This is a genomic window from Burkholderia pyrrocinia (assembly GCF_001028665.1).
GTDB classification, from domain to species: domain Bacteria; phylum Pseudomonadota; class Gammaproteobacteria; order Burkholderiales; family Burkholderiaceae; genus Burkholderia; species Burkholderia pyrrocinia.
Genome location: NZ_CP011504.1, coordinates 1,847,259 through 1,873,154, shown reverse-complemented (window position 1 = coordinate 1,873,154; position 25,896 = coordinate 1,847,259). Strand labels below are relative to the sequence as shown.

Genomic DNA, 25,896 nt, shown 5'->3' with positions numbered 1-25,896 from the left:
GACCATCCGCTCACCCGGTGCGGCGCCGGTCAGGCGCCGTCCTCTCGACCGCCTCCGGCCCGTCCTGGCCGGACACCGAACCACCCGATGAATCTGCCCGTGACCCATGATGTCGTGATTGCCGGAGCCGGCCCTGTCGGCCTGTTTCTCGCGTGCGAGCTGCGCCTTGCCGGCCTGTCGGTATTGGTGGTCGAGCAAACCGGCGATCCGGGCTCCCCGCTGAAGCGCCTTCCGTTCGGCATGCGCGGCCTGTCGGCGCCCACCATCGACGCGTTCTACCGGCGCGGCTTGCTCGACGACATCGCGATGCCCTCGGGCACGAACGACACCGCGCACTGGATGCAGCAGTCGCGCCGTCCGGGCGGCCATTTCGCCGGCATCCCGTTCTTCCACGACAACATCGATACGGCCAGGTGGCCGTACCGCCTGCCCGGCCCGGCCGGCACCCGCATAGCGACCGACATGGAGCGGGTCGAGGCCGTGCTGGCCGCCCGCGCGAGCGCGACCGGCGTCGAGATCCGGCGCGGCATCGGTGTCGAAGGCTTCGATCAGTCGGACGACGCGGTAACGCTGCGCGCCGGAGGTGAAACGTTGCGCGGACGCTGGCTCGTCGGCTGCGACGGCGGCCGCAGCACGATCCGCAAGGCCGGCGGCTTCGCGTTCACCGGCACCGATCCCGAATTCACCGGCTATTCCATCGAAGCCGAACTGGCCGATCCGGGCACCCTGCCGCCGGGCCGTCACTACACGCCGGCCGGCATGTATACGTACACGCTGCCCGGGACCATCGCGATGGTCGAGTTCGACGGCGGCGCGTTCCACCGGAGCGGGCCGGTCACGCTCGCGCATGCGCAGGCGGTGTTACGCCGCGTGTCAGGCACCGGCGTCACGCTGACGGCGCTGCGGCTTGCTACCACGTGGACCGATCGCGCATGCCAGGCAACGACATACCGCAACGGACGCGTATTGCTCGCGGGCGATGCCGCGCATATCCACTCGCCGCTCGGCGGCCAGGGGCTCAATCTCGGGATCGGCGACGCGATGAATCTCGGCTGGAAGCTGGCCGCCACGATCCGCGGCGACGCGCCGGCCGGCCTGCTCGACAGCTATACGGACGAACGGCATCCGGTGGGCGTGCGCGTCCTCGACTGGTCGCGCGCGCAGGTCGCGCTGATGCGGCCGGCCCGGAGCTCGCGCGCGCTCGAAGCGATCATCCGCGATCTCGTCGACACACGCGACGGCGCGACGTACTTCGCCGAACGCGTGTGGGGCGTGTCCCTTTCCTACGATCTCGGCGGCAGTCATCCGCTCGTGGGCCGCAGTGTTCCGGACTTCGAACTGATCGACGGAACCCGGCTCGGCGAACATGCCCGGGACGGCAAGGGCATGTTGCTGGACTTCGATGCGGGCCGGCCGTTTCAGGCGCTGGCGGGCCGCTGGCGCGACCGGATTGCGTATGTCTCGGATGATGCGAAAGACCGGCTGGGATTGCGCGCCGTGCTCGTGCGGCCCGACGGTGTCGTCGCGTGGGCCTGTGACGATGGTTCGAACACCGACGAAGCGACACACGCGGCGATGCGATGGTTCGGCCCACCCTGTGCGGGGCATTGACCGCACGACAAACGCACGTCTACGGGAACGCGCCGGGCTGCCGTGGTCCTGCATCCCGCCGAAGCCGTGATCGACGACGGCGTGCGCGCAGTCGCGCACGCCAGCCGCCTTCCCTCTTACTTCGCGATATACACGCCCGACGTCGGGCACGTGCCCTGCGTATTGCCGTCGGTGACGAGCGATGCGGCGCTCGGGAACTGCGTGGTCGCATTCGTCTTCACCGCGATCCACGCTTCGGTGAAATAGCTGACGCCATTCGTCTTCGTGCATTTCAGCGACACCGCGCTGCGCGTATTGCTGCCGAACGCGCCTTCGAACGCGGACAGCAACTGGTTGCGCGTGACCGTCTTGCCCGCGTTCGCCTGCAGGTATGCGTTGAACGACGTGTTGCCGAGCCGGCTGATCATGCCGGACGCCTGGTTCCAGTACGCATCGGGCGACGCCGAATTCGAGCAGGTGCCGTGCTTGAACCATTCGTGCTTGTCGAGGCACGACGCAACGCCCGGCATGTACGTCGACAGCGTGTTGCGGGTCGCGCTGCTGATCGGGTAGGCATCCATGCTGCACCACTGGTGCGCGTTGTCGAGGTCGACGTCGTTCTGCGGCACGCCGCAGTAGAACGGCTGGTTGCCGTCGTACCGGTTCGGCCACAGGCCATGCAGCGACAGGCTCGTCGCCGCATACGTGCCGGCGAGGTTCGTGCATTCGGGTGTGTCGTGCGACGCGCAGAAGCCGGGCTCCCACGAGGCTGCAAGCAACAGGTAGTCGTAGCTGGTCTGCGCGGTGGCGTGCAGTGAAGCGGAAGCGACGGCGAGTGCGGCAACGGCGCGGGCGAGCGTCTTGAGCATGGCGTTTCCTCGGAAAAGGCTTGCGGTCGCGGGATGCGCCGCAAGATTGTCGAATGTCTGCCTGCAATTGTTGCTGCCGCAACGTGGCACGAATGTGAAGGTGGACGAATTATGTGGTGGCGCGGCCACGCGCCGTCGCGCCGTTCGGAATCGTCGCGAAACGCGGGCACGGCCGCTCATGCCGCGTCCCGCCCGATACCGTGCACGGCCGATGCGTGCCGCCTTCCCGGCGGCACGCCGTCGCTCAAGATCCGGCGCCGAGCTGCGTGCACGCACGCGCAACCGATTCGGGGCCTTCGAGCACAAGGATCTGCCACACGCCGATGCTGACGCGCCGGCGCGCCGGCGTCGACGCATCCGCCAGCAACGCCTCGACGCGCGGTGCCGCGGCCGGCGCCTGCTGCTTCAGCGCCGCGTGATGCCGCGCGCGCGACGCCGGCTCCGATTCGTAGACGTCGCACAGACGCACCATGCCGGCGAGGCCGGCCACGTCGTCGTCCTTGTCGATCGCGCCCGGCTCGACCGGCGCGAGCCCCTTGCGCTCGGTTTCCGGCAGCTTGCTGCGCGCGCCTTCGTCGATCGCAGCGGCGGACGCCGGCGGCAGCCCGCCGATCGCCGCGACGATCCGGCTGCCCGCGGCGATCATGTCGCCCTGGCACTCGATCTTCTCGACGGCCGCGACGTTCGAGCAGAACGACACCGAGGTCCGGTACACGTCGTTGCTCATGCGCGGCACTTCGTCTTCGGCCGCATGCGCGAGGCCTGCGCTTGCCAGCGCCAGCGCAGCGGGGATCAGGATGCGGAATGCTCTCGTCTTGTTCATTGTTGTTCGTCTGTGGGTTGTTATGGCGGGCAACTTCGCCGGGCCGCGCGGTGGCGGCCCCTGCGGCGCCGGGCCCTCGTCCGGCGCCACGCGATCACTTCATCGACGCAGCCTCCGATCCGCCGGGCGACAGCGCCGCGTTGTCCTGCTCGCGCCACGCGCGGCGCGACGCCATGATCGCCTTCACCGCCGAGCGCGCGACCTTCCACCACGCGAACGGCCGCGGGTCGGCGAGCATGCTGAGCGCGCGCGCATAGTCGAGCGTGAGGCCGGGCGTCCACGCCATCGTCACCGCGCGCTTGCGGATCTGCGCGGCAACCCACAGCTCGGGCGTGAGCAGCAACCGGACGAACGCGCCCCACCCGGCCCGCGTGCCCTTCAGCCGCCACACCGCGCCGTCGAGCGCGGCTTCGAGCGCGTTCGACACGGTACTCGAGCAGTTGCGGTGCGTGAGGTTGTACGTCACGTTCTGCCGGTATGCCGACCAGAACGCGTCGAGCTTCGCCGGATCGTAGTTGCGGATCCGCACGCGCACGGTCGACGGGCACCACGCGTTCGACTCGGTCGCGTAGTCGGGCTGGAACAGGCCCGGTACGTCGTTTTCTCGCGTGGCGCGCAGGATGCGCGTGAATTCGTCCGGAGAACGATCGATTTCGACGCCCGGATACAGGCTGATATAGATGCCCTCCGGCGACTCCAGCGCCGCGTGCCCGGTCGAGATCACACCGTTGACGTCCACCGCCGCGATATAACGGTCGATCACCGGATAGCGCTGCGCTTCGGCCTTCGACGTGCCGGTCGGCGTCCACACGTGCACGGTGAGCGCGTGCTCGCCGTCGGCCGGCGGGCCGTCCCATTCGGACTGCGCGAAATGCGGCCGGTCGCGCGTGTCGTCGAGATCCGGCGCGAGCGCCGGCGCGGGCGACGTCGCGAACGCGGGATTGCGCGTGAGCCGCCGCACGCGCGCGGCGAGGCTCAGCATGTGCATCCCGCCGAATATCAGCAGCAGGCCGAGGCAGTACGGCACGGTGCCCACATAGTGCGTCGGGTACGGCTGGAAGAAGAAGATCGCCAGCAGGATCTCGACGACACCCCACGCGAACGCGACGTTCCAGCGGCGGTAGCGCACCATCCATGCGGACGTGCACTGCAGCAGGCCGTCGACGAGGAACAGCGTGCCGAAGATCATCGACAGCAGGAAGTGGCCGTGGTGATGCCCGGCAAACACGAGCCCCGCGGCCACCACGACCACGATGCCCTTCACGTAGCGCAGGATGCGCTGCCCGCCGACGCCGCTGCCGGCCACCGCGAGCGTCGCGAGCCCCTCGATCAGGAACAGCCACGCGAACAGCTCGATCGGGAAATGCAGCGCACCGTCGAGCGCGTCGACGAAGATGACGACGCCCGCGACGACCCACAGCCAGCCGAGCACGGTCAGCCCGCGCCAGCGGGTTCGCAGGTATTCGATGCCCAGCAGCAGCAAGATCAGTCGTACCATCGCGCCCTCGTGTCATTTTTTCGGGAAACACGCGGCCTCGCGTTTCCTGTCTTGTCGACCGTGCGTCGTGCGACACGCCTGTCGGAAGGCGGCAATCGTTGCCGGCGCGTCATGCCGTCGACATGACCGATGGCGGCCGGCGCGCGCCGCTCTGGCCGAATAATAAGATATGGCGGAGTCGGGTGAAAGCCTGCCGAAAACGTTTTCGGCGGGCCCGGGCGTCCCGGCGCGCCGCCGGATGCGGCGAGTCCGACAACGCTGCCATGGCAGGTTTCCCGTTCGACAACACGCGGCGGATGCGCCAGAATCCTGCTTCCGAGGGCGAAAGCCACTGAACCGAACCGCATCAGACGGGACAACAAGAAATGAGCATATCGATCACGCGCCGGCGCCTGCTGGCCGCCGGCTTGGCCGCGAGCAGCCTCGCGCTGTCGGGTTGTTTCACGCCGAAGCTGTACAAGGACGACGCATACAGCGAATACGTATCCGGATTCATGATTTCCGAGGACGGCAAGAAACTGGTCGTCCTCGGCATGCGCTACCACTACATCTTTGATCTGCCGGCCCAATTGCGGCCGGTACTGCTGTCCGGCTACCGGAAATCGCTGCGCACGACGTTTGCCGGCTTTCATGCGAGCGGCGGCAGCGTCACCGGCCACTACCGGATCGTGTTGCCGAAGGCCGCGTCGGACGACGATCGACAGGCGGCCGCCGCCGACGGATTCGTCGCCGAACCAGCCGGTCTCGTGCTCGAAGGCGACATCGACGGCAAACGCTACTCGACGGAAGGCTTCGCCGCGAAGGACAAAGGAGTCGCGCAGTCGTTCAACAAGCAGTACTCGGTGTCCATCAAGGAATCGCCATCCGTCGTCGGCATGGGCCTGCGAATTCTCGCCACGCCGATCACCGTTGCCGCCGACGGCGTGCTCGTGCTGGGCGGCATCGTGCTCTTGCCGTTCGCGGCCATCGCGATCGAGGCAAACGGCGGCCTCCGGATCATGTAACGGCGCGCGCGACGCCCCTGCAGCGCGGGTGACAGCAGCCCGCGACACGCGAGCGCACACAACGACCGCAACCGGAGCCTCGCCATGACCGTATCACTGCTTCACACGCCACCGCTCGGCCCGCAGCTCAAGCGCTGGCGCGCGCTGCACCGCGTGAAGCAAAGCCACGCCGCAGAACTGTTCGGCGTCGCGCAATCGACGATCTCCCGCTGGGAAGCCGGCATCCAGCAGATGTCGCCCGACGAGCGCGCGACGGCCGAGCGGCTGCTCGCCGCGCGCCTCGATTCCGCAGGCGACCATGCGCTCGCACGGCTCATCGCGGGCAGCGCGGGCCGCATGCATCTCGTGTGCGACCTCACGCACCGCCTGCTCGCCAGTTCGCCGGCGCGCGCGGCCGAGTTCTCGCAACCGCTTTCGATGCTGCTCGGCACGTCGCTGTGGCGCTATGCGACGCCGGAGATCGTCCGCATGGAAACCGCGCTCGACACGCTCGGCTGGCACGATCGCGCGGGGCCGCCGAGCGTCGAATTCGACACCGGCGCGAATGCATCGCGCGTCGTGCCGATCCGCGGCAGCACATGCCGGTGGACGCGGATGACGCTGTCGGACGGGTCGGCCGCACGGCTCGTGGAAACGCTTTAGCGCACGCCGCGCATATTTCATGCGTGGACGAACCGCGCGCGGCCGCCTTACGCTTGGCCGCTCATCGCAAGGACGCCGACCATGAACCCCGACACGATCCACGCGCGCCTCGATTTCCTGCGCGAGGCCGAACGCCTGAAGGATGTGCTGCGCAGCGGCCACACATCGGCCGGGCGTGCGGAAAGCACGGCCGAGCATAGCTGGCGGCTGTGCCTGATGGCGCTCGTGTTCGCCGATGCGCTGCCCGGCACCGACACGCTGAAGCTGCTGAAGCTGTGTGTCGTCCACGATCTCGGCGAGGCGCTGCACGGCGACATCCCCGCGATCGAGCAGGCCGCGTACCCCGACAAAAGCGCGCACGAACGCGACGACCTGCTGACGCTGACGGCGTCGCTCGATCGCACGCTGCGCGACGAGATCGTCGCGCTGTGGGATGAATACGAGGCGGCCGCGTCGCCGGAAGCACGCGCGGCGAAGGCGCTCGACAAGCTCGAGACGATCCTGCAGCACAACCAGGGCAGCAATCCGCCCGATTTCGACTACGCGTTCAATCTCGGCTACGGCCGGCGCTATACCGATGCCGCGCCGCTGTTCAGTGCGATCCGCGATATCGTCGATGCCGATACGCAACGCAGGATCGACGCGGGTGGGCACCGCGCGTAAGCTCGCGGGACCGGGCACGCGGCACCGCCCACCGCTTTCACAGATCGCAACAATGACGCCGCCCAGCCTCCGCGCCGGCACGGTGCTCGCACAATTCAGCACAATTTCCACACGATTTGGCGTGAAATCCTCGCTTACCATGAGCGGCTGATTCGAATCGGCACGCCCGCGCGATGCGTACGCGGATGCCGTCGCGGGCAACACGCCCGGCATACGACGCCGACCGGATCGTCCCGCCCGGCCGCACGCATCGCCGGCGCCCGCTTCATCCTCGCCGCATTCTCATGACTCAGAAGACCCATCGCCGCCGGCGCATCGTGCTCGCTACCCTTGCCGTCGTCGCGATCGCCGCCGGCGTCGCGCTGAAGGCCTGCGCACCCGACAAGCATCCGCAGTACCTGTCCGCGCCCGTCACGCGCGGCGATCTCGAGAACGCGGTGCTCGCGACCGGCGCGCTGCAGGCGTTCAGGCAGGTCGACGTCGGCGCGCAGGTATCGGGGCAGTTGAAGACGCTGAAGGTGAAGCTCGGCGACAAGGTCGCGAAAGGCCAGTGGCTCGCCGAGATCGATCCCGTGATCTCCGAAAACGCGCTGCGCCAGGCGCGCGCCAGCGAGGAAAGCCTGCGCGCGCAGCACCAGTCGACCGCCGCGCAACTGACGCAGGCCGAACTCGCGTTCCGGCGCCAGCAGGCGATGCTGCCCGACGATGCGACGTCGCGCGAGTCGTTCGAGGCCGCGCGCGCGACGCTCGACGTGCAGCGCGCGACGCTCGCGTCGCTCGCCGCGCAGATCCGCTCGGCCCGCATCCAGATCGAGACCGCGCAGGCCAACCTCGGCTACACGCGCATCGTCGCGCCGATCGACGGCGAGGTCGTCGCGATCGTCACGCAGGAAGGCCAGACCGTGATCGCGCAGCAGCAGGCGCCGGTGATCCTGAAGCTCGCGGATCTCGACAAGATGACCGTGAAGGCGCAGGTGTCGGAAGCCGACGTGATCCGCGTGAGCGCCGGCCAGGCCGCGTATTTCACGATCCTCGGCGAGCCGGACAAGCGCCACTACGGCAAGCTGCGCGCGATCGAGCCGGCGCCGCAGAACTATGCCGACGCGCAGAGCGCGCTCGGCGGCGGCGCGGGCGGCGGCACGAAACCGAACTCCGCGGTGTTCTACAACGCGCTGTTCGAAGTGCCGAATCCCGAGCACCGGCTGCGCATCGCGATGACCGCGCAGGTCAACATCGTGCTCGGCAACGCGCGCAACGCGCTCAGCATTCCGGCCGCCGCGCTCGGCGAGAAGCGCAAGGACGGCACCTATGCGGTCCGCGTACTGCGCGCCGACGGCAGCACGGAAACGCGCACCATCCGCATCGGCATCAACAACAACGTGCGCGTCGAAGTGCTGGCCGGCCTGAAGGACGGCGAGCGCGTCGTGATCGGCGAAGCCGCCGCGGACGAGCACGCGCCGCTGGCGGACGTGGTGTGACGATGAGCCAGCCCCTGCTGAAACTGTCGAGCGTCACGCGGCGCTTTCCGGCCGGCGAGAAAGATGTCGTCGTCCTGAACAACGTCAACCTGTCGATCAATGCAGGCGAGATCGTCGCGATCGTCGGCGCGTCGGGTTCCGGCAAGTCGACGCTGATGAACATCCTCGGCTGCCTCGATCACCCGAGCGAAGGCACCTACACGGTCGGCGGACGCGACACGCACATGCTCGACAGCGACGAGCTCGCGCAACTGCGCCGCGAGCACTTCGGTTTCGTGTTCCAGCGCTATCACCTGCTGCCGCACGTCGACGCGGTCGCGAACCTCGAAATGCCCGCGATCTATGCCGGCACCACGCGCGCGGAGCGGCACGAGCGCGCACGCGAGCTGCTCGCGCGCCTCGGGCTCGCGGATCGCGCGCACCACCGGCCCGGGCAATTGTCCGGCGGCCAGCAGCAGCGCGTGAGCATTGCGCGCGCGCTGATGAACGGCGGCCAGGTGATCCTCGCCGACGAACCGACCGGCGCGCTCGACACGAAAAGCGGCCAGGACGTGATCCGCATCCTGCACGAGCTGAACGCGCTCGGCCATACGATCGTCATCGTCACGCACGACAAGGACGTCGCGCGCCATGCACGGCGCATCATCGAGATCAGCGACGGCGAGATCGTCGCCGACCGGCGGAATCGCCACTATGCGGAAGCGCTCGCGGAAGCCTTCGCCGACGCGGCCGAAGCGACAGCCGGCGAGCCGTCAACGCACGATCGGCACGATACGCCGCCACCCGCCGACGCCGATACCGGCACGCGCGCGCGGCGCTTCGCGGCAGGCTCCGGCCGCTTCGCCGAGGCCTGCCGGATGGCGTGGATCGCGCTCGTGTCGCACCGGCTGCGCACGCTGCTGACGATGCTCGGCATCATCATCGGCATCACGTCGGTCGTGTCGATCGTCGCGATCGGCGAAGGCGCGAAGCGCTACATGCTCGACGAGATCGGCAGCATCGGCACGAACACGATCAACGTCTATCCGGGCACCGACTGGGGCGACAGCCGCGCAGACACGATCCAGACGCTGGTGCCCGCCGATGTCGCCGCGCTCGCCGAGCAGCCGTACGTCGACAGCGCGACGCCCGAAACGTCGCGCACGCTGCTGCTGCGCTATCGCAACATCGACGTCAACGCGCTCGTGAGCGGCGTCGGCGACCGCTTCTTCCAGGCGCGCGGGATGCGCTTCGCGCTGGGCGTCGCGTTCGACGAGGACGCGGTGCGCCGCCAGGCGCAGGTAGCGGTGATCGACCAGAACACGCGCCGCAAGCTGATCGGCGCGACGCGCAATCCGGTCGGCGACGTGATTCTCGTCGACAACGTGCCGTGCGTCGTGATCGGCGTCACGGCCGACAAGAAGAGCGCGTTCGGCAGCGTGAAGAGCCTGAACGTGTGGGTGCCGTACACGACCGCGAGCGGGCGCCTGTTCGGCCAGCGCCATCTCGACAGCATCACCGTGCGCGTGCGCGACGGGCAGCCGAGCGCCGCCGCCGAGAAAAGCCTCGAAAAGCTGATGATCCAGCGCCACGGCCGCAAGGACTTCTTCACGTACAACATGGACAGCGTGGTCAAGACCGTCGAAAAAACCGGCCAGTCGCTGACGCTGCTGCTGTCGCTGATCGCCGTGATCTCGCTCGTCGTCGGCGGGATCGGCGTGATGAACATCATGCTCGTGTCGGTCACCGAGCGCACGCGCGAGATCGGCATCCGGATGGCGGTCGGCGCGCGCCAGTCCGACATCCTGCAGCAGTTCCTCGTCGAGGCCGTGCTCGTGTGCCTGCTCGGCGGCACGATCGGCATCGCGCTGTCGTTCGGGCTCGGCGCGGTGTTCTCGATGTTCGTCGCGCAATGGAAGATGGTGTTCTCCGCCGGCGCAATCGTGACCGCGTTCGTCTGCTCGACGCTCACCGGTGTGATATTCGGTTTCATGCCCGCACGTAATGCGTCGCGGCTCGATCCGATCGATGCGCTCGCGCGCGACTGACGAAAGACCTGCCATGACGCATTCCTCTTCGCTTCACCGTCTCGGCGCATTCGCATGCGCCGCCGCGCTGCTCGCCGGCTGCGCGGGCGCACGCCACGACCCGCTGCCGGCCGTCGCGATGCCCGCGAACTGGGCCGCGCCGGTCGCGGCCGACGCGCCTGCCACGACGCGCGACTGGTGGCGCAGCTTCGGCGATCCGCAACTCGACCGGCTGATCGACGACGCGCTGCGTGCCAACAACGACCTCGCGATCGCGGCGATCCGCGTGTACCGCGCGCAACTGCAGGCCGGGCTCGTCGACACGAACCTGACGCCCGCCGTTTCGCTCGGCGCGAACGGCGCCGTGTCGCGCACGCTCGATACGCACCGGATGAGCCGGTCGAGCGGCGTCACCGGTTCGCTCAGCTATGAAATCGACCTGTGGGGCCGGCTGGCCGCGCTGCGCGATGCCGCGCACTGGGAAGCCGACGCGACGGCCGCCGATCTCGAAGCCGCGCGGCTGTCGCTGATCGGCACGACCGCGTCGCTGTACTGGCAGATCGGCTATCTGAACCGGCAGATCGCGCTCGGCGACGCGAACATCGCGTATGCGGTGCGCACGCTCGCGGTCGTCCGGTCGCGGCATGCGGCCGGTGCGGTGTCCGGGCTCGATCTCGCGCAGGCCGAACAGAGCCTGTCCGTACAACGCGCCGCGCAAACGCAACTGATCCAGCAGCGCACCGAGAACCGCCACGCGCTCGCGCTGCTGTTCGACCGGCCGCCGCAGCAACACGCGGCCGAACCGTCGGCGCTGCCCGACGCGCCGCCGCCGGAAGTAGCGGCCGGCCTGCCGGCCAGCCTGCTCGGCCGGCGCCCCGACCTGCGCGCGGCGGAATTCCGGCTGCGCGAATCGCTCGCGCAGGTCGACGCGACACGCACGAGCTTCTACCCGACCTTCACGCTGACCGGCAGCGCCGGCACGACGAGCACGAGCCTCGAACGCGTACTGACGAATCCGGTCGGCACGCTCGGGCTCGGCCTCGCGCTGCCGTTCATCCAGTGGAACACGATGCAACTGCAGATCAAGGTGTCGAAGTCGCAGTACGAGGAAGCGGTGGTCGGGTTCCGCCAGCGGCTCTACACGGCGCTCGCGGAAGTCGAGAATGCGCTGTCGGCGCGCGTACAGCTCGAACGCGAGGCCGAACAGCGTGCGCTGTCGCTGGCCCAGGCGCAGCGCGCCGAGCAGCTTGCCGCCGCGCGGTTCGCGGCCGGCGCGACCGCCGTGCAGCCGTGGCTCGACCAGCAGCAGCGGCTGCGCGATGCGCAAAGCGCCGACGAGCTGACGCGGCTGAACCGGCTCAACAACCAGATGACGCTGTATCGCGCGCTCGGCGGCGGGATGTCCTGACCGGCGTACCCACGCAACGGGCAGGCCGTGTCATTCGCACACGGCCGCCCCGCGCCTCGCCGGCGCGAACGCCACCGCGCTCGCGGTCGCGAGCACCGCTACACCGGCCGCGCCGTACACCATCACCCAGCCGAACCCGTGCACGAGCGCCGCGTGCAGCGCCGCGCCGCTCGGGTCGGCCTGCGCGAGTGCCGGTGCGATCTGCTGCAGCCCGTCGGTGCGGCCCGACGCGATTTCCTGCGCGAGCCGGCGCAGCGCCGTTTCGCCGATCGTGCCCGCGACGCCGCCCTTCAGGCTCGCGACGATCCCCGCGACCAGCACGAAGCCCATCGCCGCGATGTTCAGCGCGACCGAGATCATTCGCGCGCTCATGTCGATGCCCGATGCCATCCCGGCCCGCGCGCTCGGCACCGCGCCCGTCGTCGTGTTGGTGACCGGCGTGTTCGTGAGCCCGAGCCCGATGCCGGCGATCACGCAGCCGGGCAGCATCGTGAGCCAGCTCGCGTGGTCGGCCGCGCTGCCGACCCGCATCAGCGCGAAGCCGGCCGCGATCGTGAACAGGCCGCCCGGGATCACGACGCCCGGCCCGTAGCGCAGCGCCAGCCGTTCGCCGAACGGCGGCGCGACCAGTGTCGGCAGCGTGTACGCGAGCAGCGCGAGGCCGGCCGTCACGCTGTCGTAGCCGAGCGCGACCTGGAACCAGATCGGCAGGTAGATCATGAACGGCCAGAAGCTGAAGTTCATCCCCATCGACCCGAAGATCGCACCGGTGAATGCGCGAATCCGGAACACCGAGAAATCGAACATCGGCCGCGCGCTGGCGCGTTCCGCGACGAAGAAACCCACGAGCGCCAGCACGGTCGCGCCGAGCACGCCAAGGCCGGCCGCACTCGTCAGCCCGAGCTCCGCGCTCTGCGTGATGTAGAACACCAGGCCGAGCACCGCGAGCGACAGCGTGACGATGCCCGCGACGTCTAGCGTGCCCGCATGCGGATCGCGCGACTCCTGCACCGCGCCGCCGATCAGCACGAGCGCGATAGCCGCAAGCGGCGCATGGACGAGGAACACCCACGGCCAGCTCGCCAGCGCGACGATCGCGCCGCCGACGATCGGCCCGAAGCCGAGCCCGATCCCGAACACAATCCCCCAGATCCCGAAGGCGCGGCCGCGCTCGCGGCCTTCGCGGAACTGGTGCGACAGCACCGCAATCTGGCAGATCAGCATCGCGCCGCCGCTGGCGCCCTGCAGCAGCCGGCCCGCGACGAGCACCGGCACGTTCGGCGCAAGCCCGCACAGCAGCGATGTCGCGCCGAACAGCACGGTGCCGATCACGTACACGCGCTTGCGGCCGAACCGGTCCGCGAGCGTGCCGGTCGCCATCAGCACCGTCGCACACGCGATCGTGTACGCGTTCATGATCCACTGCATGCCGTTGAAATCGCCATGCAGCACGTGTTCGAGCGTCGGCAGGATCACCGGCACGCTCGAGATTTCGAGGCCGAACATCAGCGACGTGAGACAGACGGCCGCGAGCGCGACCGCATTCCTGCGGGAGTCAGATAGCGTCATGCGTATTGCGCGGCGGCCCGGCAACAGGCCGCGCGCCTCCAGGTGAGAGGGGTTCGCCGCGCGCGGCCGGCGACGCACGCTGGACGGGAATCGGTACTATAGTGAGAATTCTCATCCCCATTGACGCGCCCATTTCCACGAACTGGGGAACCACAGGACCCAATCAGCCCAACTTGCGATGACCGACAGACTCGACGGCGTAACGACCTTCGTCCAGGTGGTGGAATCGGGCAGCTTCGCGCTCGCCGCGGAGCGGCTCGACATGACGCGCTCGGCCGTCGGCAAGGCGATCGCGCGGCTCGAGAAGCGTCTCGGCGCACGGCTATTGCAGCGCACGACGCGCAGCCAGAGCCTGACCGACGACGGCCAGGCGTACTACGACCGCTGCGTGCGTGCGCTCGCGGAACTGGAAGCGGCGGAAGCCGATCTCGACTGCGGCCGCAACGAGGCGCGCGGCAAGCTGCGGCTGAGCGTGCCGCTCGCGTTCGGGCACCACTGCGTGACGCCGATCGTGCTCGACCTCGCGCGCACCTATCCGCATCTGCGGATCGACGTGTCGATCACCGATCGCTTCGTCGATCTCGTCGAGGAAGGCATCGATCTCGCGGTACGGATCGGCACGCTCGCAGACAGCACGAGCCTCGCGGTGCGCCGGCTCGGCACGCAGTACGGCAGCCTCGGCGCGGCGCCGTCGTATCTCGCGCGCTACGGGATGCCGAAGTCGCTCGACGACCTGAAGCACCACCGGACGATCGCGTATTCACGCTCGGGTGTGCCGCAGCCGTGGGACCTGCGCGCGCCGGACGGCTCGACGGTGCGCGTCGACATGCAGCATCAGTTGAGTTTCGACGACGTGCAGGCGATCGCGGCGGCCGGCGCGTCGGGGTTCGGGATCGCATGGCTGCCGAGCTGGCTGCTCGATCACTACGTGAAGCGCGGCGAGATGGTGGTCGTGCTCGACCGCTGCTTCGTCTGCGAAGGCGACATTCACGCGATCTGGCCGAAGACGCGTTACCTGCCGCGCAAGACGCGCTGCGTGATCGACGCGCTCGCACAGGCGGTGCCGCCGATGATCGAGCGCCGGGATGACATCAACGAGATGAAATGAAACCGACGCGCCGCACGGCGCGTCGGGCCATCACGCGGCGCCGAGATCGGCGAGCGGATGGGCAAACAGCTTCCACGGCGACGTCAGGAAATGCCGCACGCGTTCGGCGCGCAGCTCGACGAGCGATGCGGGCGCCCAGCGCGGCTTGCGATCCTTGTCGACGAGATGCGCGCGCACGCCTTCGCAGAAGTCGCCTTCCTCGATCGCGCGCGCAACGATGCCGAGTTCCATCCGGAACGATTCGGCCAGCGTCATCTGCCGGCCGCGCAGCAGCGCTTCGCGCGTCACGTGCAGCATCGTCGGCGAATGGCTGGCGAGCGCATCGAGCGTCGCCTGCAGCCATTGACGGTGCTCGCGCGTCAGCTCGTCGCGCGCGAGATCCTGCGTCAGCGTCGCGACGATCCGCTCGACGGTCGAACGCTTGTCGAAGTGACGGACGATCCACGGCATCTGGCTGTCGAGCGCCGCATGCGGCACGACGTTGCACGGCGGCTCGAACACCTTGCGCAGCGCCGGCAACACGTCGCCGTCCCACTTGACGCTTTCGATGCGCGTCTCGAACGTGTCGAGCCATGCGGACGGCACGCACAGGTCTGCCAGCTTCGCGGTCAACGCGTCGGCGCCCGACAGCATCGCGCCGGTCAGCCCCACGTACAGTTCGAGATCAGCCGGCATGCGCGACAGGAAATGCGTCGCGCCGACGTCGGGCACGAGGCCGATGCGCGTCTCCGGCATCGCGATCTTGCTGCGCTCGGTCGCGACGCGCAGCGCCGCGCCTTGCGCGAGGCCCATGCCGCCGCCCATCGTCACGCCGTCCATCAGCGCGACCACCGGCTTCGGGAACGTGTGGATCGCGTAGTCGAGCCGGTATTCGTCGACGAAGAACGGCAGCCAGGTTTCGCGCTGCGCGACCATCCGGTACAGCGCGCGCACGTCGCCGCCCGCGCAGAAGCCCTTCTCGCCCGCGCCGCGCAGCACGATCGCGACGATCTGGTCGTCGTGACGGCAGCGCTCGAAGAGCGCGGCCAGCTCGCCGATCATCGCGTACGACAGCGCGTTGAGCGCGGCCGGCCGGTTCAGCGTGATCAGCGCCACGCGGTTCACCACGCGGAACAGCACCTCGGGCGCGGCTTCCGCGAACGCGTCGTGATTCGTCACCGGCGTGCTCATCGTTGCGGCTCTCCGTCGGTATTCCACTGCGGCGCGCGCTTGCCGAGAAACGCGGCCACGCCTTCGCGCGGATCGTTCGTGTCGAACAGGTCGACGAAGCGTTCGCGCTCGACCGCGAGCGCCGCGCTGCGCGGCACGCCGCGGCGTGCGAGGCCGATCAGCTCCTTGCTGTAGGCAACCGCGTGCGGGCTCTGCCGCGCGACGTTGCGCGCCAGCGCCAGCGCCGCGTCGCGGGCGGCCCCGCTCTCGACCACGTCTTCGACGAGGCCGATCCTGAGCGCCGTCGCCGCGTCGACGCGCGCGCCGGTCAGGATGATCTTCTTCGCCCAGCCTTCGCCGACGAGCCAGGGCAGCGTCTGCGTGCCGAGCCCGCACGGCAGCAAGCCGACCGACGGCTCGGGCAGCGCCATCTGCGCATGCGTCTCGGCGATCCGCAGGTCGCACGCGAGCGCGCATTCGAGGCCGCCGCCCATCGCATAACCGTTGATCGCCGCGATCGTCACGACGCGCGCATCGTGCAGCGCCTCGAATGCCGCACCGAAACGCGACGCCATCGCGCGCGCGACCGCGCGGTCGCCGTCGGCGAACGTGTTGAGGTCGGCGCCCGCGCTGAAGAATTTCGGGCCGTCGCCCGTGATCACCAGCGCACGCACGCGCGGGTTCGCATTCAGTTCGGCGACGGTTTCCTGCAGTTGCTGCAGCCCGTCGGCGGTAAAGGCGTTCGCGGGCGGACGCTTGAGCGTCGCGCACGCGATCGCGCCGTCGTCGACGAAATCCAGTTCGATCATTGCGCGTCCTTCTTCGGTGCGGGTTGGTACAGGCGGATCACCGCCGAGAAATCGAGCTGCCCGTCGCCGCGGCTGCTCATCGTCTGGTACAGCTGCTGCGCGAGCGCGCCGAGGTAGACGGGCTGGCGCGCCTGCTTCGCCGCATCGTTCGCGAGGCCGAGATCCTTCAGCATCAGGTCGGTGCCGAAGCCGCCCGAGTAGCCGCGCGACGACGGCGCGGTGTCGATCACGCCCGGATACGGGTTGTACGTGTCCGAGCTCCAGCAGCGGCCCGTCGACGTGTTGACGATGCCGGCCAGCACCTTCGGGTCGATGCCGAGCGCAACGCCGAGCGACATCGCCTCCGACACGGCCGCCATCGAGATGCCGAGCACGAGGTTGTTGCAGACCTTCGCGACCTGCCCCATGCCCGTCGCGCCGCAATGGACGATGTTCTTGCCCATGCCTGCGAGCACGGGTTTCACGCGCTCGAAATCGGCATCGCTGCCGCCGACCATGAAGGTCAGCGTGCCGGCCGCCGCGCCGCCGGTGCCGCCCGATACCGGCGCATCGACGAACGCGCCGCCGTGCTCGCGCACCAGCGCGCCGAATGCCTGCGCGCTCGCCGGGTCGATCGTGCTCGAATCGATCACGGTCGCGCCCGCATCGAGGCCGGCGAGCACGCCGTTCTCGCCGGTCAGCACCGAACGCACGTGCGGCGCGGCCGGCAGCATCGTGATCACGAACGTCGCGCCCGACGCGGCGTCGCGCGGCGACGCGGCAACCTGCGCGCCGGCGTCCTGCAGCGCGCGCAATGCATCGGCGCTCAGGTCGAACGCATGCACTTCATGGCCGGCCTTCAACAGGTTCAGCGCCATCGGCGCACCCATGTGGCCCAGGCCGATAAATCCGATTTTCATGTTCGTGTCCTCCGCCGCTCAATGCAGCCGGATCGTGGTATTCACCGGGCCGGCCGTCGTGTCGTCGTCGAACCAGCGCGCGGTGACCGTCTTCGTCTGCGTGTAGAACTGCACGACCTGCTTGCCGTACGGGCCGAGATCGCCGAGCTTCGACCCGCGCGAACCGGTGAAGCTGAAGAACGGCACCGGTACCGGGATCGGGATGTTGATGCCGACCTGGCCGATGTCGATCTCGCTCTGGAACTTGCGTGCGGCCGCGCCGCTTTGCGTGAACAGGCCCACGCCGTTGCCGAACGGGTTCGCGTTGACAAGCGCGATCGCGTCGTCGAGCGAGTCGGCTTCGAGCACGACGAGCACCGGGCCGAAGATTTCGTGCGTGTAGATCGACATGTCGGTCTTCACGCCCGAGAAGATCGTCGGGCCGATGAAGTTGCCGCTTTCGTAGCCGGCCACCTTCACGTCGCGGCCGTCGAGCTCGAGCTTCGCACCTTCGCTCACGCCCGCTTCGATCAGCGACAGGATGCGTTCCTTCGCGGTCTTCGACACGACCGGGCCGACGTCGGTGCCGGCTTCCGCGCCGGCATTCACCTTCAACAGCTTCGCCTTGGCGACGAGATCGGGCAGCCAGTCGCGCGCGTCGCCAACCAGCACCGCGACCGACGTCGCCATGCAGCGCTGCCCCGCCGCGCCGAAGCCGGCGCCGACGAGCGCATTGATCGTCTGCTCGCGGTTCGCATCGGGCAACACCACCGCATGGTTCTTCGCGCCCATCATCGACTGCACGCGCTTGCCGTGCGCGCTGCCGAGGTTGTACACGTGCGTGCCGACGGTGGTCGAGCCGACGAACGAGATCGCCTTCACGAGCGGATGCGTGCAGATCGCATCGACGACTTCCTTGCCGCCATGCACGACGTTCAGTACCCCTTTCGGTACGCCGGCCTCGATCGCGAGCTGGACAAGCTCCATCGTCGACATCGGGTCCTGCTCGGACGGTTTCAGCACGAACGTGTTGCCGCAGACGATCGCCATCGGGAACATCCACAGCGGAATCATCGCGGGGAAGTTGAACGGCGTGATGCCCGCGCACACGCCGAGCGGCTGACGCAGCGTGTACGTGTCGACACCGCCCGCGACGTTCTCCGCGAATTCGCCGAGCTGCAGCGAGCCGATCGAACACGCGTGCTCGACCACTTCGAGGCCGCGGAAGATGTCGCCTTCGGCATCGGGGATCGTCTTGCCCTGCTCGGCCGTCAGCGTCTTCGCGATGCGCTGCTGGTTCGTGCGCACCAGATCCTGGAACTTCAGCATGATGCGCATGCGCGCGGCAATCGGCACGTTCTTCCACGTCGCATACGCGGCGTGCGCGGCCTGCACGGCCGCGTCGACTTCCGCGACGGTCGCGAACGGCACGCGCGCGAGCACCTGCTGCGTCGCCGGGTTGACGATGTCGCGCCACTCTTTCGTGGCGGACTCGACGAAGGCTCCGTCGATCAGCAGCTTGACCGTCGGCACGTCTTGCCCCGTCTGGGGCGTCGGATTCGCGTTCATCGATCCTTTCTCCTTGCAGAGGGCCGCAATGCGGAATCCCGCCCGGCGGCCGGTTCAATTCGGCTGCGGGCGGCGGCCGCGGAATGCGGCGCGCGCGGCCCGCGGTCGGTCATTTCAATTCAGCGGCGAAATCTTCTTCCCAGTATTCGCCGGGCATCCGCGCGGTCGCGTCGTCGCCGCGCTCGATTTCGCGACGACGCAGCTCGACGCGGCGGATCTTCCCCGAGATCGTCTTCGGCAGCTCCGCGAACTGCAGGCGGCGGATGCGCTTGTACGGCGCGAGCTTCTCGCGCGAGAAGCGGAAGATCTCCAGCGCGAGCGCCGGGCTTTCCTCGTAGCCCTGCCGCAGCGTGATGAAGGTCTTCGGCACCGACAGCCGCACGGGGTCGGGGCTCGGCACGACGGCTGCCTCGGCGATCGCCGGATGCTCGATCAGCACGCTTTCGAGTTCGAACGGGCTGAGCCGGTAGTCGGACGACTTGAACACGTCGTCCGCGCGGCCGATGTACACGTAGTAACCGTCGTCGCCGCGCATCGCGATGTCGGACGTGCGGTAGTGGCCGTCGCGCATCGCGTAGGCGGTCGCGTCGGGGTTGTTCGCATAGCCGTTCATCAGCCCGACCGGGCGCGCGACGTCCGCGCCGATCGGCAGCGCGACCTCGCCTTCGGTCACGGGCACGCCGTCCGGATCGAGCAGCGCGATCCGGTAGCCGGGCAGCGGCCGGCCCATCGAGCCCGCGACGACCGGCTGGCCCGGCGAGTTGCCGATCAGGCAGGTCGTCTCGGTCTGGCCGTAGCCGTCGCGGATCGCGATGCCCCACGCCTTCTTCACGCGCTCGATGATCTCGGGATTCAGCGGCTCGCCCGCGCCGACGATCTCGCGCAGCTTCACGTCGAACGACGCGAGCGGCTGCTGCACGAGCATCCGCCATACGGTCGGCGGCGCGCACAGCGTCGTCACCTGGTATTTGACGAGCGCATCGAGCACGACCTTCGGCTCGAAGCGCGCGTAGTTGAATGCGAACACGCACGCCTGCGCATTCCACGGCGCGAAGAAGCAGCTCCACGCGTGCTTCGCCCAGCCCGGCGAGCTGATGTTCCAGTGGATGTCGCCCGGCTGCAGGCCGACCCAGTACATCGTCGACAGATGGCCGACCGGATAGGTGCGGTGCGTATGCTCGACGAGCTTCGGCTTCGACGTCGTGCCCGACGTGAAGTACAGCAGCATCGGATCGCCCGCATGCGTGACGGCGTCCGGCTCGAACGCGGCGCTCGCCGCGTAGCCGTCGTTCATCGCGAGCCAGCCCGCGCGCGGCGCGCCGGCGACGATCTTCTGCGCGAGGCCGAGGTCGGGCTGTTCGAATTTCGCGGTTTCGTTCTCGTCGACGATCGCGTATTTCGCGCCGCCGATCTGCACGCGGTCGCGCACGTCGTCGGCCGACAGTTGCGTGGTGGCGGGCAGCACGATCGCGCCGAGCTTCATTGCGGCGAGCATCGCATCCCACAGTTCGACACGGTTCGGCAGCATCAGCAGGATACGATCGCCGCGCACGACGCCGATCGAGCGCAGCCAGTTCGCGATCCGCGACGAACGCTCGGACATCTGCGCGAACGAATACGGATCGCCCGTGCCGGTCGCCGCGTCGACGATCCACAGCGCGGGCTGGTCGTTGCCGCGCGCCATCGGATCGAAGTAGTCGAGTGCCCAGTTGAACGCATCGAGCACCGGCCACTCGAAATCGCGGTACGCGGTTTCGTAGTCGGTTCGATGGCGCAGCAGAAAGTCGCGTGCGTCCAGGAATGCCTGTACCGTCATCGTGTCTTCTCCAGTCTCCATGCATCGCGGTCAACCGGCGCATGCGCTGCAGCACATGCCCGGTTTCCTGTTGCGCGGCGCACGGTCACGCCGTTGCGTGCCGCGTTCACCGCGCTGCCCTCGTGCCCTGCGTGATGCTTCCGTTCTGTCGGCGCGACCGCCGCGACTCAAAGCTGCCGCGCGATCACCATCCGTTGCACTTCGCTGGTTCCTTCGTAAATCTGCGTGATGCGCGCGTCGCGATAATGACGCTCGACTTCGTAATCGACCAGGTAGCCGTAGCCGCCGTGGATCTGGATCGCGTCCGAGCACACACGCTCGGACATCTCCGATGCGAACAGCTTGGCCTGCGACGCTTCCGACAGGCACGGCAGCCCGGCCGTGCGCAGCTTCGCCGCGTGATGCACGAGCAGGCGCGCGGCGTTGATCTGCGTGGCCATGTCGGCGAGCTTCTGCTGGATCGCCTGATGCTCGGCGATCGGCTTGCCGAACTGCACGCGCTCGCCCGCATAACGGCGCGCCTTGTCGAACGCGGCGCGCGCGATGCCGAGCGCCTGCGCGGCGATGCCGATGCGGCCGCCCTCGAGATTCGACAGCGCGATCTTCAGCCCTTCGCCGCGATTGCCGAGCAGGTTCTCTTCCGGAATCGCGCAGTTCTCGAACGTGATCGGGCACGTATCCGATGCACGGATGCCCATCTTCTTCTCGGGCTTGCCGACGATGAAGCCCGGCGTGTCGGTCGGCACCAGGAACGCGGAAATGCCGCGCTTGCCGGCTTCCGGGTCGGTCATGGCAAAAACGATCGCGACACCCGCGCGCTTGCCGTTGGTCACGAACTGCTTCGCGCCGTTCAGCACCCATTTTCCGTCGCGCAGTTCCGCGCGCGTGCGCAGGTTGTTCGCCTCGGAGCCGGCCTGCGGCTCGGTCAGGCAGAACGCGCCGATCACGCGGCCGGACGCCATGTCGGCCAGCCAGCGCTCTTTCTGCGCGGGCGTGCCGAAGCCGAGGATCGGGCCGCAGCCGACCGAGTTGTGCACGCTCATCAGCGTCGCGCACGCGGCGTCGCCGGCGGCGATTTCCTCCATCGCCAGCGCATACGCGACGTAGTCCGTGTACGAGCCGCCCAGCTCCTGCGGCACGATCATCCCGAGCAGGCCGAGTTCGCCGAGCTGCGCGACGATGGCGTCGGGCAACTGCGCATCGTGGTCCCACTGCGCGGCGTTCGGCGCCAGCATCTCGGTGGCAAACGCGCGCGCGGCGTCGCGGATCATCCGCTGGTCTTCGGTATAAAGCTCGTCCATGGTGCTGCTGTCTCCCGCGGCCGCCGGGCGCGACCGTCCTTGCGTTTCGATGCAACAAGTGTAGGCAAGCGCGCGCGACTGTTCGATGCTCGCGTCGCTCATTTACACTGAGCGTTTTTGCCACACCGGCGACACCGATGAAGCAGGAAGACAAGGGAACCGTCGCGATCAGCCTCGTCGCGTACAGCGTCGCGCTCGCGACCCGGCGCGGCGTCGCGGCCGAGCCGCTGCTCGCGCAGGCCGGTATCGCGCCCGCGCTGCTCGGGCAGCCGCGCGCACGCGTGTCCGCGCAGCAATACGGTGCGCTGTGGAACGCGATCGCACGCGCGCTCGACGACGAGTTTTTCGGGCAGGATCGCCACCCGATGCGCAGCGGCAGCTTCATCGCGATGAGCCAGGCCGCGCTGTCCGCGCGCGACGGGCTGCACGCGATGGCGCGCGCGGTGAAATTCATGCACTGCGTGCTCGACGACCTGCACGCGGAGCTCGACGCGAACCCGCAGCGCGTGCGGCTGCGTTTCGTGCACCGCAACAACGGCGCGACGCCTGCGATGTTCACGTACGCGACCTATTTCATCATCGTCTACGGGCTCACCTGCTGGCTGATCGGGCGGCGCATCCCGCTGCTGCATGCGAGCTTCCGCTGCGACACGCCGCCCGCGGACCACGAATACCCGTCGATGTTCTGCGACGACATGCGTTTCAACGAGCCCGATTCGTATGTCGATTTCGATCCCGAATTCGCGACGCTGCCGGTCGTGCAGAACGCGAAGACGCTGAAGACGTTCCTGCGCAACGCGCCGGCGAGCTTCATCGTCAAGTACCGCAACCCGAATGCGCTTGCGCAGCGGGTGCGCGCGGTGCTGCGCGGGATGCCGCCCGCCTCGTGGCCGGGCGCGGGCGGGATGGCCGCGCGGCTGCACGTGGCCGAGGCCACGCTGCGCCGCAAGCTGCACCAGGAAGGCCACGCGTACCAGTCGATCAAGGACACGCTGCGGCGCGATCTCGCGTTCGAGGCGCTGGCCGACCCCGCGCGCACGATCGCCGACGTCGCGGCCGCGACCGGCTTCGCGGAACCGAGCGCGTTCTACCGCGCGTTTCGCAAATGGAGCGGGCGCAGTCCGGCCGACTATCGCGACGAAGTGCTCGCGCGGGGCGGCGGCGCGGGCTGAATCCGGCCGCGGCAGCCTCGGCTTCGCGCTTTCCGCCGAAACCGCCTAATCTTTAAGCATCGGGCCAACGCCCTTTCCGCGAGCCGGGCGGCGCGCGGCCGTGCGCCGCCCGGACGCCCCAATGCGCTTTCAACATCACGGGCCGCCGCCGGCGCTTGCCGCGTCCGACGGCCACCCCAGTCACCCGCTGTCCGCGCGGGTCGCACGCGCCGCACTGTTCGCGGCGCTGCTCGTCGTGTGCGCGGCCGTCGCCGCGCCGCCGCCCGCCGCTGCACCCGCAACCGCAGCCGCACACCCGGTCATCGTGATCCCCATCAACGGCGCGATCGGGCCGGCCAGCGCCGACTTCATCGTTCGCTCGCTCGACCGCGCCGCACGCGAGCACGCGCCGCTCGCGATCCTGCAACTCGACACGCCCGGCGGCCTCGACTCGTCGATGCGGCAGATCATCAAGGCCATCCTCGGCTCGCCGGTGCCGGTCGCCGCGTTCGTCGCGCCGAGCGGCGCGCGCGCCGCGAGCGCGGGCACCTACATCGTCTATGCGAGCCACTTCGCGGCGATGGCGCCCGGCACCAACCTCGGTGCGGCGTCGCCCGTGCAGATCGGCGTCGGCGGCGCCACGCCGCCGGGCGGGAACCCCGCTGCGCCACGAGCGCCGCCGGCCGGGACGCCGGGTGCATCAGGAACCCCGGGCACGACGCCGGCCGCGCTGCCGACCGACACGCAATCGACCGAGATCCGCAAGGCGATGCAGGACGCGTCGGCCTATATCCGCGGCCTCGCGCAGTTGCGCGGGCGCAATGCCGAATGGGGCGAACGCGCGGTGCGCGAAGCCGTCAGCCTGTCGGCGAACGAGGCGCGCACGCAGCACGTCGTCGACCTGATCGCGCTGGATCCGGCCGACCTCGCGCGCCAGCTCGACGGCCACAGCGCGACGACCACCGCCGGCACGGTACGGCTCGCGACCGCGCATGCGCCGCTCGTCGTGGTCGAGCCCGACTGGCGCAGCCGGTTCCTGTCGATCATCGCCGATCCGAACGTTGCGCTGATCCTGCTGACGATCGGCATCTACGGCCTCTTTTTCGAATTCGCGAACCCCGGCTTCGTGCTGCCGGGCCTCGTCGGCACGATCTGCCTGCTGATCGGGCTGTTCGCGATGCAGTTGCTGCCGATCAGCTATGCGGGCCTCGGCCTCGTGCTGCTCGGCCTGGGTTGCCTGGTCGCGGAGGCGTTCCTGCCGACCTTCGGCGTGCTCGGCTTCGGCGGGATCGTGTCGTTCACGATCGGCGCGCTGATGCTGATCGACACCGACGTGCCCGGCTACGGGATTCCGTGGCCCGTGATCGGGAGCCTCGCGCTCGGCGGCGGGCTGCTGGTCGCGGGCGTGTCGAGCGTTGCGCTGCGCGCGCGGCGGCGCCCGGTCGTGACCGGCGCCGAAGCGATGGTCGGCAGCATCGGCGAAGTGCTCGACGACGGCCTGTGCGCCGACCAGCCGCACGGCGCGGCCGGCCCCGCGCCATCGGCCGCGGGCTGGGCGCGCGTGCATGGCGAGCGCTGGCGCGTCGCGAGCAGCGTGCCGCTCGCCGCGGGCTGCCGCGTGCGCGTCACCGGCCGCCAGGGGCTGATGCTCACCGTCGCGCCGCTGTACGACGTGCCGGCGCAGGAACAACAACATCAAGGTGAACCAACATGATCGGCTACACATTCGGCTTCAGCAGCGTCCTGATCGTCTTCGTCGTGGTGCTGGTCGCGTCGTCGATCCGCATCTTTCGCGAGTACGAGCGCGGCGTGGTGTTCATGCTCGGCCGCTTCTGGAAAGTGAAAGGGCCGGGGCTCGTGCTGATCATCCCGATCGTTCAGCAGGTCGTGCGGATCGACCTGCGCACCGTCGTGTTCGACGTGCCGCCGCAGGACGTGATCACGCGCGACAACGTGTCGGTGAAGGTGAATGCGGTCGTGTATTTCCGCGTCGTCGATCCGGAGAAGGCCGTGATCCAGGTCGCGCGCTTCTTCGACGCGACGAGCCAGCTCTCGCAGACGACGCTGCGCTCGGTGCTCGGCAAGCACGAGCTCGATGCGCTGCTCGCCGAGCGCGAACAGTTGAACGCCGACATCCAGAAGACGCTCGACGCGCAAACCGATGCGTGGGGGATCAAGGTGTCGACGGTCGAGATCAAGCACGTCGACCTGAACGAGACGATGGTGCGCGCGATCGCGCGGCAGGCCGAGGCCGAGCGCGAACGGCGCGCGAAGGTGATCCATGCGGAAGGCGAACTGCAGGCGTCCGAGAAGCTGCTGCAGGCCGCGCAAAAGCTCGCGCAGGAGCCGCAGGCGATGCAGTTGCGCTATCTGCAGACGCTGACGACGATCGCGGCGGACAAGAACTCGACGATCGTGTTTCCGCTGCCGGTCGATTTTCTGGGGGCGATGCTGGAGCGGCTGGGCATGCCGCGCGAGCGCTGAAACACCCGTTTCCCGGCCCGCGCGACGCCGCCATCGATCCCGATGCACGCCGGGCCGCGATGGCCCGGCGCCCCGCGCACG

Annotated in this window: 21 protein-coding genes; 11 read left to right on the top strand and 10 right to left on the bottom strand. The window is 68.9% G+C overall.

All coding sequences use genetic code 11. From position 1 onward, the window contains the following. Window positions 1–87: 87 nt before the first annotated feature. Window positions 88–1,611 (top strand): FAD-dependent monooxygenase, encoded by a 1,524-nt coding sequence (locus ABD05_RS24560; protein ID WP_047902627.1) that lies wholly within the window; start codon window positions 88–90, stop codon window positions 1,609–1,611. A 116-nt stretch (window positions 1,612–1,727) separates the two neighbouring features. Here the strand turns inward: ABD05_RS24560 and ABD05_RS24555 are convergent, their stop codons facing one another. From ABD05_RS24555 to ABD05_RS24545, 3 genes are all read right to left on the bottom strand, one after another. Further along, entirely contained in the window at window positions 1,728–2,459 is a 732-nt protein-coding gene (locus tag ABD05_RS24555) for a ribonuclease T2 (RefSeq protein ID WP_047902626.1), read from the bottom strand. A 244-nt stretch (window positions 2,460–2,703) separates the two neighbouring features. Next, window positions 2,704–3,282: a hypothetical protein gene (locus ABD05_RS24550; protein ID WP_047902625.1), complete on the bottom strand. Its 579-nt coding sequence runs from the start codon at window positions 3,280–3,282 to the stop codon at window positions 2,704–2,706. Window positions 3,283–3,376: 94 nt separating this feature from the next. After that, on the bottom strand, window positions 3,377–4,780 hold the full coding sequence (locus ABD05_RS24545; protein WP_047902624.1) for an HdeD family acid-resistance protein: 1,404 nt from the start codon (window positions 4,778–4,780) through the stop codon (window positions 3,377–3,379). 365 nt (window positions 4,781–5,145) lie between these two features. Between ABD05_RS24545 and ABD05_RS24540 the strand changes: the two genes are divergently transcribed. From ABD05_RS24540 to ABD05_RS24515, 6 genes are all read left to right on the top strand, one after another. Further along, entirely contained in the window at window positions 5,146–5,784 is a 639-nt protein-coding gene (locus ABD05_RS24540) for a hypothetical protein (protein ID WP_047902623.1), read from the top strand. Between the two features lie 84 nt (window positions 5,785–5,868). Further along, window positions 5,869–6,426, top strand: a complete 558-nt coding sequence (locus tag ABD05_RS24535) for a helix-turn-helix domain-containing protein (RefSeq protein WP_047902622.1) — start codon at window positions 5,869–5,871, stop codon at window positions 6,424–6,426. Between the two features lie 81 nt (window positions 6,427–6,507). Next, window positions 6,508–7,089, top strand: coding sequence for an HD domain-containing protein (locus tag ABD05_RS24530; protein WP_047902621.1), 582 nt, complete (start codon window positions 6,508–6,510; stop codon window positions 7,087–7,089). Between the two features lie 284 nt (window positions 7,090–7,373). Further along, on the top strand, window positions 7,374–8,567 hold the full coding sequence (locus tag ABD05_RS24525) for an efflux RND transporter periplasmic adaptor subunit (RefSeq protein WP_047903774.1): 1,194 nt from the start codon (window positions 7,374–7,376) through the stop codon (window positions 8,565–8,567). Window positions 8,568–8,569: 2 nt separating this feature from the next. Further along, on the top strand, window positions 8,570–10,594 hold the full coding sequence (locus tag ABD05_RS24520) for a MacB family efflux pump subunit (RefSeq protein ID WP_047902620.1): 2,025 nt from the start codon (window positions 8,570–8,572) through the stop codon (window positions 10,592–10,594). A 13-nt stretch (window positions 10,595–10,607) separates the two neighbouring features. Then, entirely contained in the window at window positions 10,608–11,981 is a 1,374-nt protein-coding gene (locus tag ABD05_RS24515) for an efflux transporter outer membrane subunit (protein ID WP_047902619.1), read from the top strand. A 30-nt stretch (window positions 11,982–12,011) separates the two neighbouring features. Here ABD05_RS24515 and ABD05_RS24510 read toward each other — a convergent pair whose 3' ends face one another. Beyond that, window positions 12,012–13,550, bottom strand: coding sequence for an MFS transporter (locus tag ABD05_RS24510; protein WP_047902618.1), 1,539 nt, complete (start codon window positions 13,548–13,550; stop codon window positions 12,012–12,014). Between the two features lie 178 nt (window positions 13,551–13,728). Here ABD05_RS24510 and ABD05_RS24505 point away from each other — a divergent pair, with 178 nt between their 5' ends. Next, window positions 13,729–14,658, top strand: coding sequence for a LysR family transcriptional regulator (locus tag ABD05_RS24505; RefSeq protein ID WP_047902617.1), 930 nt, complete (start codon window positions 13,729–13,731; stop codon window positions 14,656–14,658). 30 nt (window positions 14,659–14,688) lie between these two features. On the opposite strand, the gene ABD05_RS24500 is transcribed toward ABD05_RS24505, so the two are convergent. The 6 genes from ABD05_RS24500 to ABD05_RS24475 all read right to left on the bottom strand — a co-directional run bounded on the left by ABD05_RS24500 (window position 14,689) and on the right by ABD05_RS24475 (window position 22,180). Further along, window positions 14,689–15,828 (bottom strand): enoyl-CoA hydratase/isomerase family protein, encoded by a 1,140-nt coding sequence (locus ABD05_RS24500; RefSeq protein WP_047902616.1) that lies wholly within the window; start codon window positions 15,826–15,828, stop codon window positions 14,689–14,691. Further along, window positions 15,825–16,616, bottom strand: a complete 792-nt coding sequence (locus tag ABD05_RS24495) for an enoyl-CoA hydratase (protein ID WP_047902615.1) — start codon at window positions 16,614–16,616, stop codon at window positions 15,825–15,827. The genes ABD05_RS24500 and ABD05_RS24495 overlap by 4 nt, the downstream gene beginning before the upstream one ends. Further along, the gene (gene mmsB, locus ABD05_RS24490; protein ID WP_047902614.1) at window positions 16,613–17,515 is read right to left on the bottom strand and encodes a 3-hydroxyisobutyrate dehydrogenase; all 903 of its coding nucleotides are present in this window, start codon (window positions 17,513–17,515) and stop codon (window positions 16,613–16,615) included. Before mmsB ends, ABD05_RS24495 begins: the two co-directional genes overlap by 4 nt. A gap of 18 nt (window positions 17,516–17,533) precedes the next feature. Further along, a complete protein-coding gene (locus ABD05_RS24485; protein WP_047902613.1) occupies window positions 17,534–19,063 on the bottom strand; it encodes a CoA-acylating methylmalonate-semialdehyde dehydrogenase in 1,530 nt (509 codons plus the stop codon). A 109-nt stretch (window positions 19,064–19,172) separates the two neighbouring features. Beyond that, window positions 19,173–20,879, bottom strand: coding sequence for an AMP-binding protein (locus ABD05_RS24480; RefSeq protein ID WP_047902612.1), 1,707 nt, complete (start codon window positions 20,877–20,879; stop codon window positions 19,173–19,175). Between the two features lie 167 nt (window positions 20,880–21,046). Continuing rightward, entirely contained in the window at window positions 21,047–22,180 is a 1,134-nt protein-coding gene (locus ABD05_RS24475; RefSeq protein ID WP_047903773.1) for an acyl-CoA dehydrogenase family protein, read from the bottom strand. A gap of 137 nt (window positions 22,181–22,317) precedes the next feature. On the opposite strand from ABD05_RS24475, the gene ABD05_RS24470 reads away from it, so the two are divergent. The 3 genes from ABD05_RS24470 to ABD05_RS24460 all read left to right on the top strand — a co-directional run bounded on the left by ABD05_RS24470 (window position 22,318) and on the right by ABD05_RS24460 (window position 25,815). Next, on the top strand, window positions 22,318–23,352 hold the full coding sequence (locus tag ABD05_RS24470) for an AraC family transcriptional regulator (protein WP_047902611.1): 1,035 nt from the start codon (window positions 22,318–22,320) through the stop codon (window positions 23,350–23,352). A 121-nt stretch (window positions 23,353–23,473) separates the two neighbouring features. After that, window positions 23,474–25,045 carry an NfeD family protein gene (locus ABD05_RS24465; protein WP_047902610.1) on the top strand — a complete coding sequence of 524 codons (1,572 nt, stop codon included), beginning with the start codon at window positions 23,474–23,476 and terminating at the stop codon, window positions 25,043–25,045. Further along, window positions 25,042–25,815: a slipin family protein gene (locus ABD05_RS24460; RefSeq protein WP_047902609.1), complete on the top strand. Its 774-nt coding sequence runs from the start codon at window positions 25,042–25,044 to the stop codon at window positions 25,813–25,815. Before ABD05_RS24465 ends, ABD05_RS24460 begins: the two co-directional genes overlap by 4 nt. The last annotated feature ends 81 nt before the right edge of the window (window positions 25,816–25,896 follow it).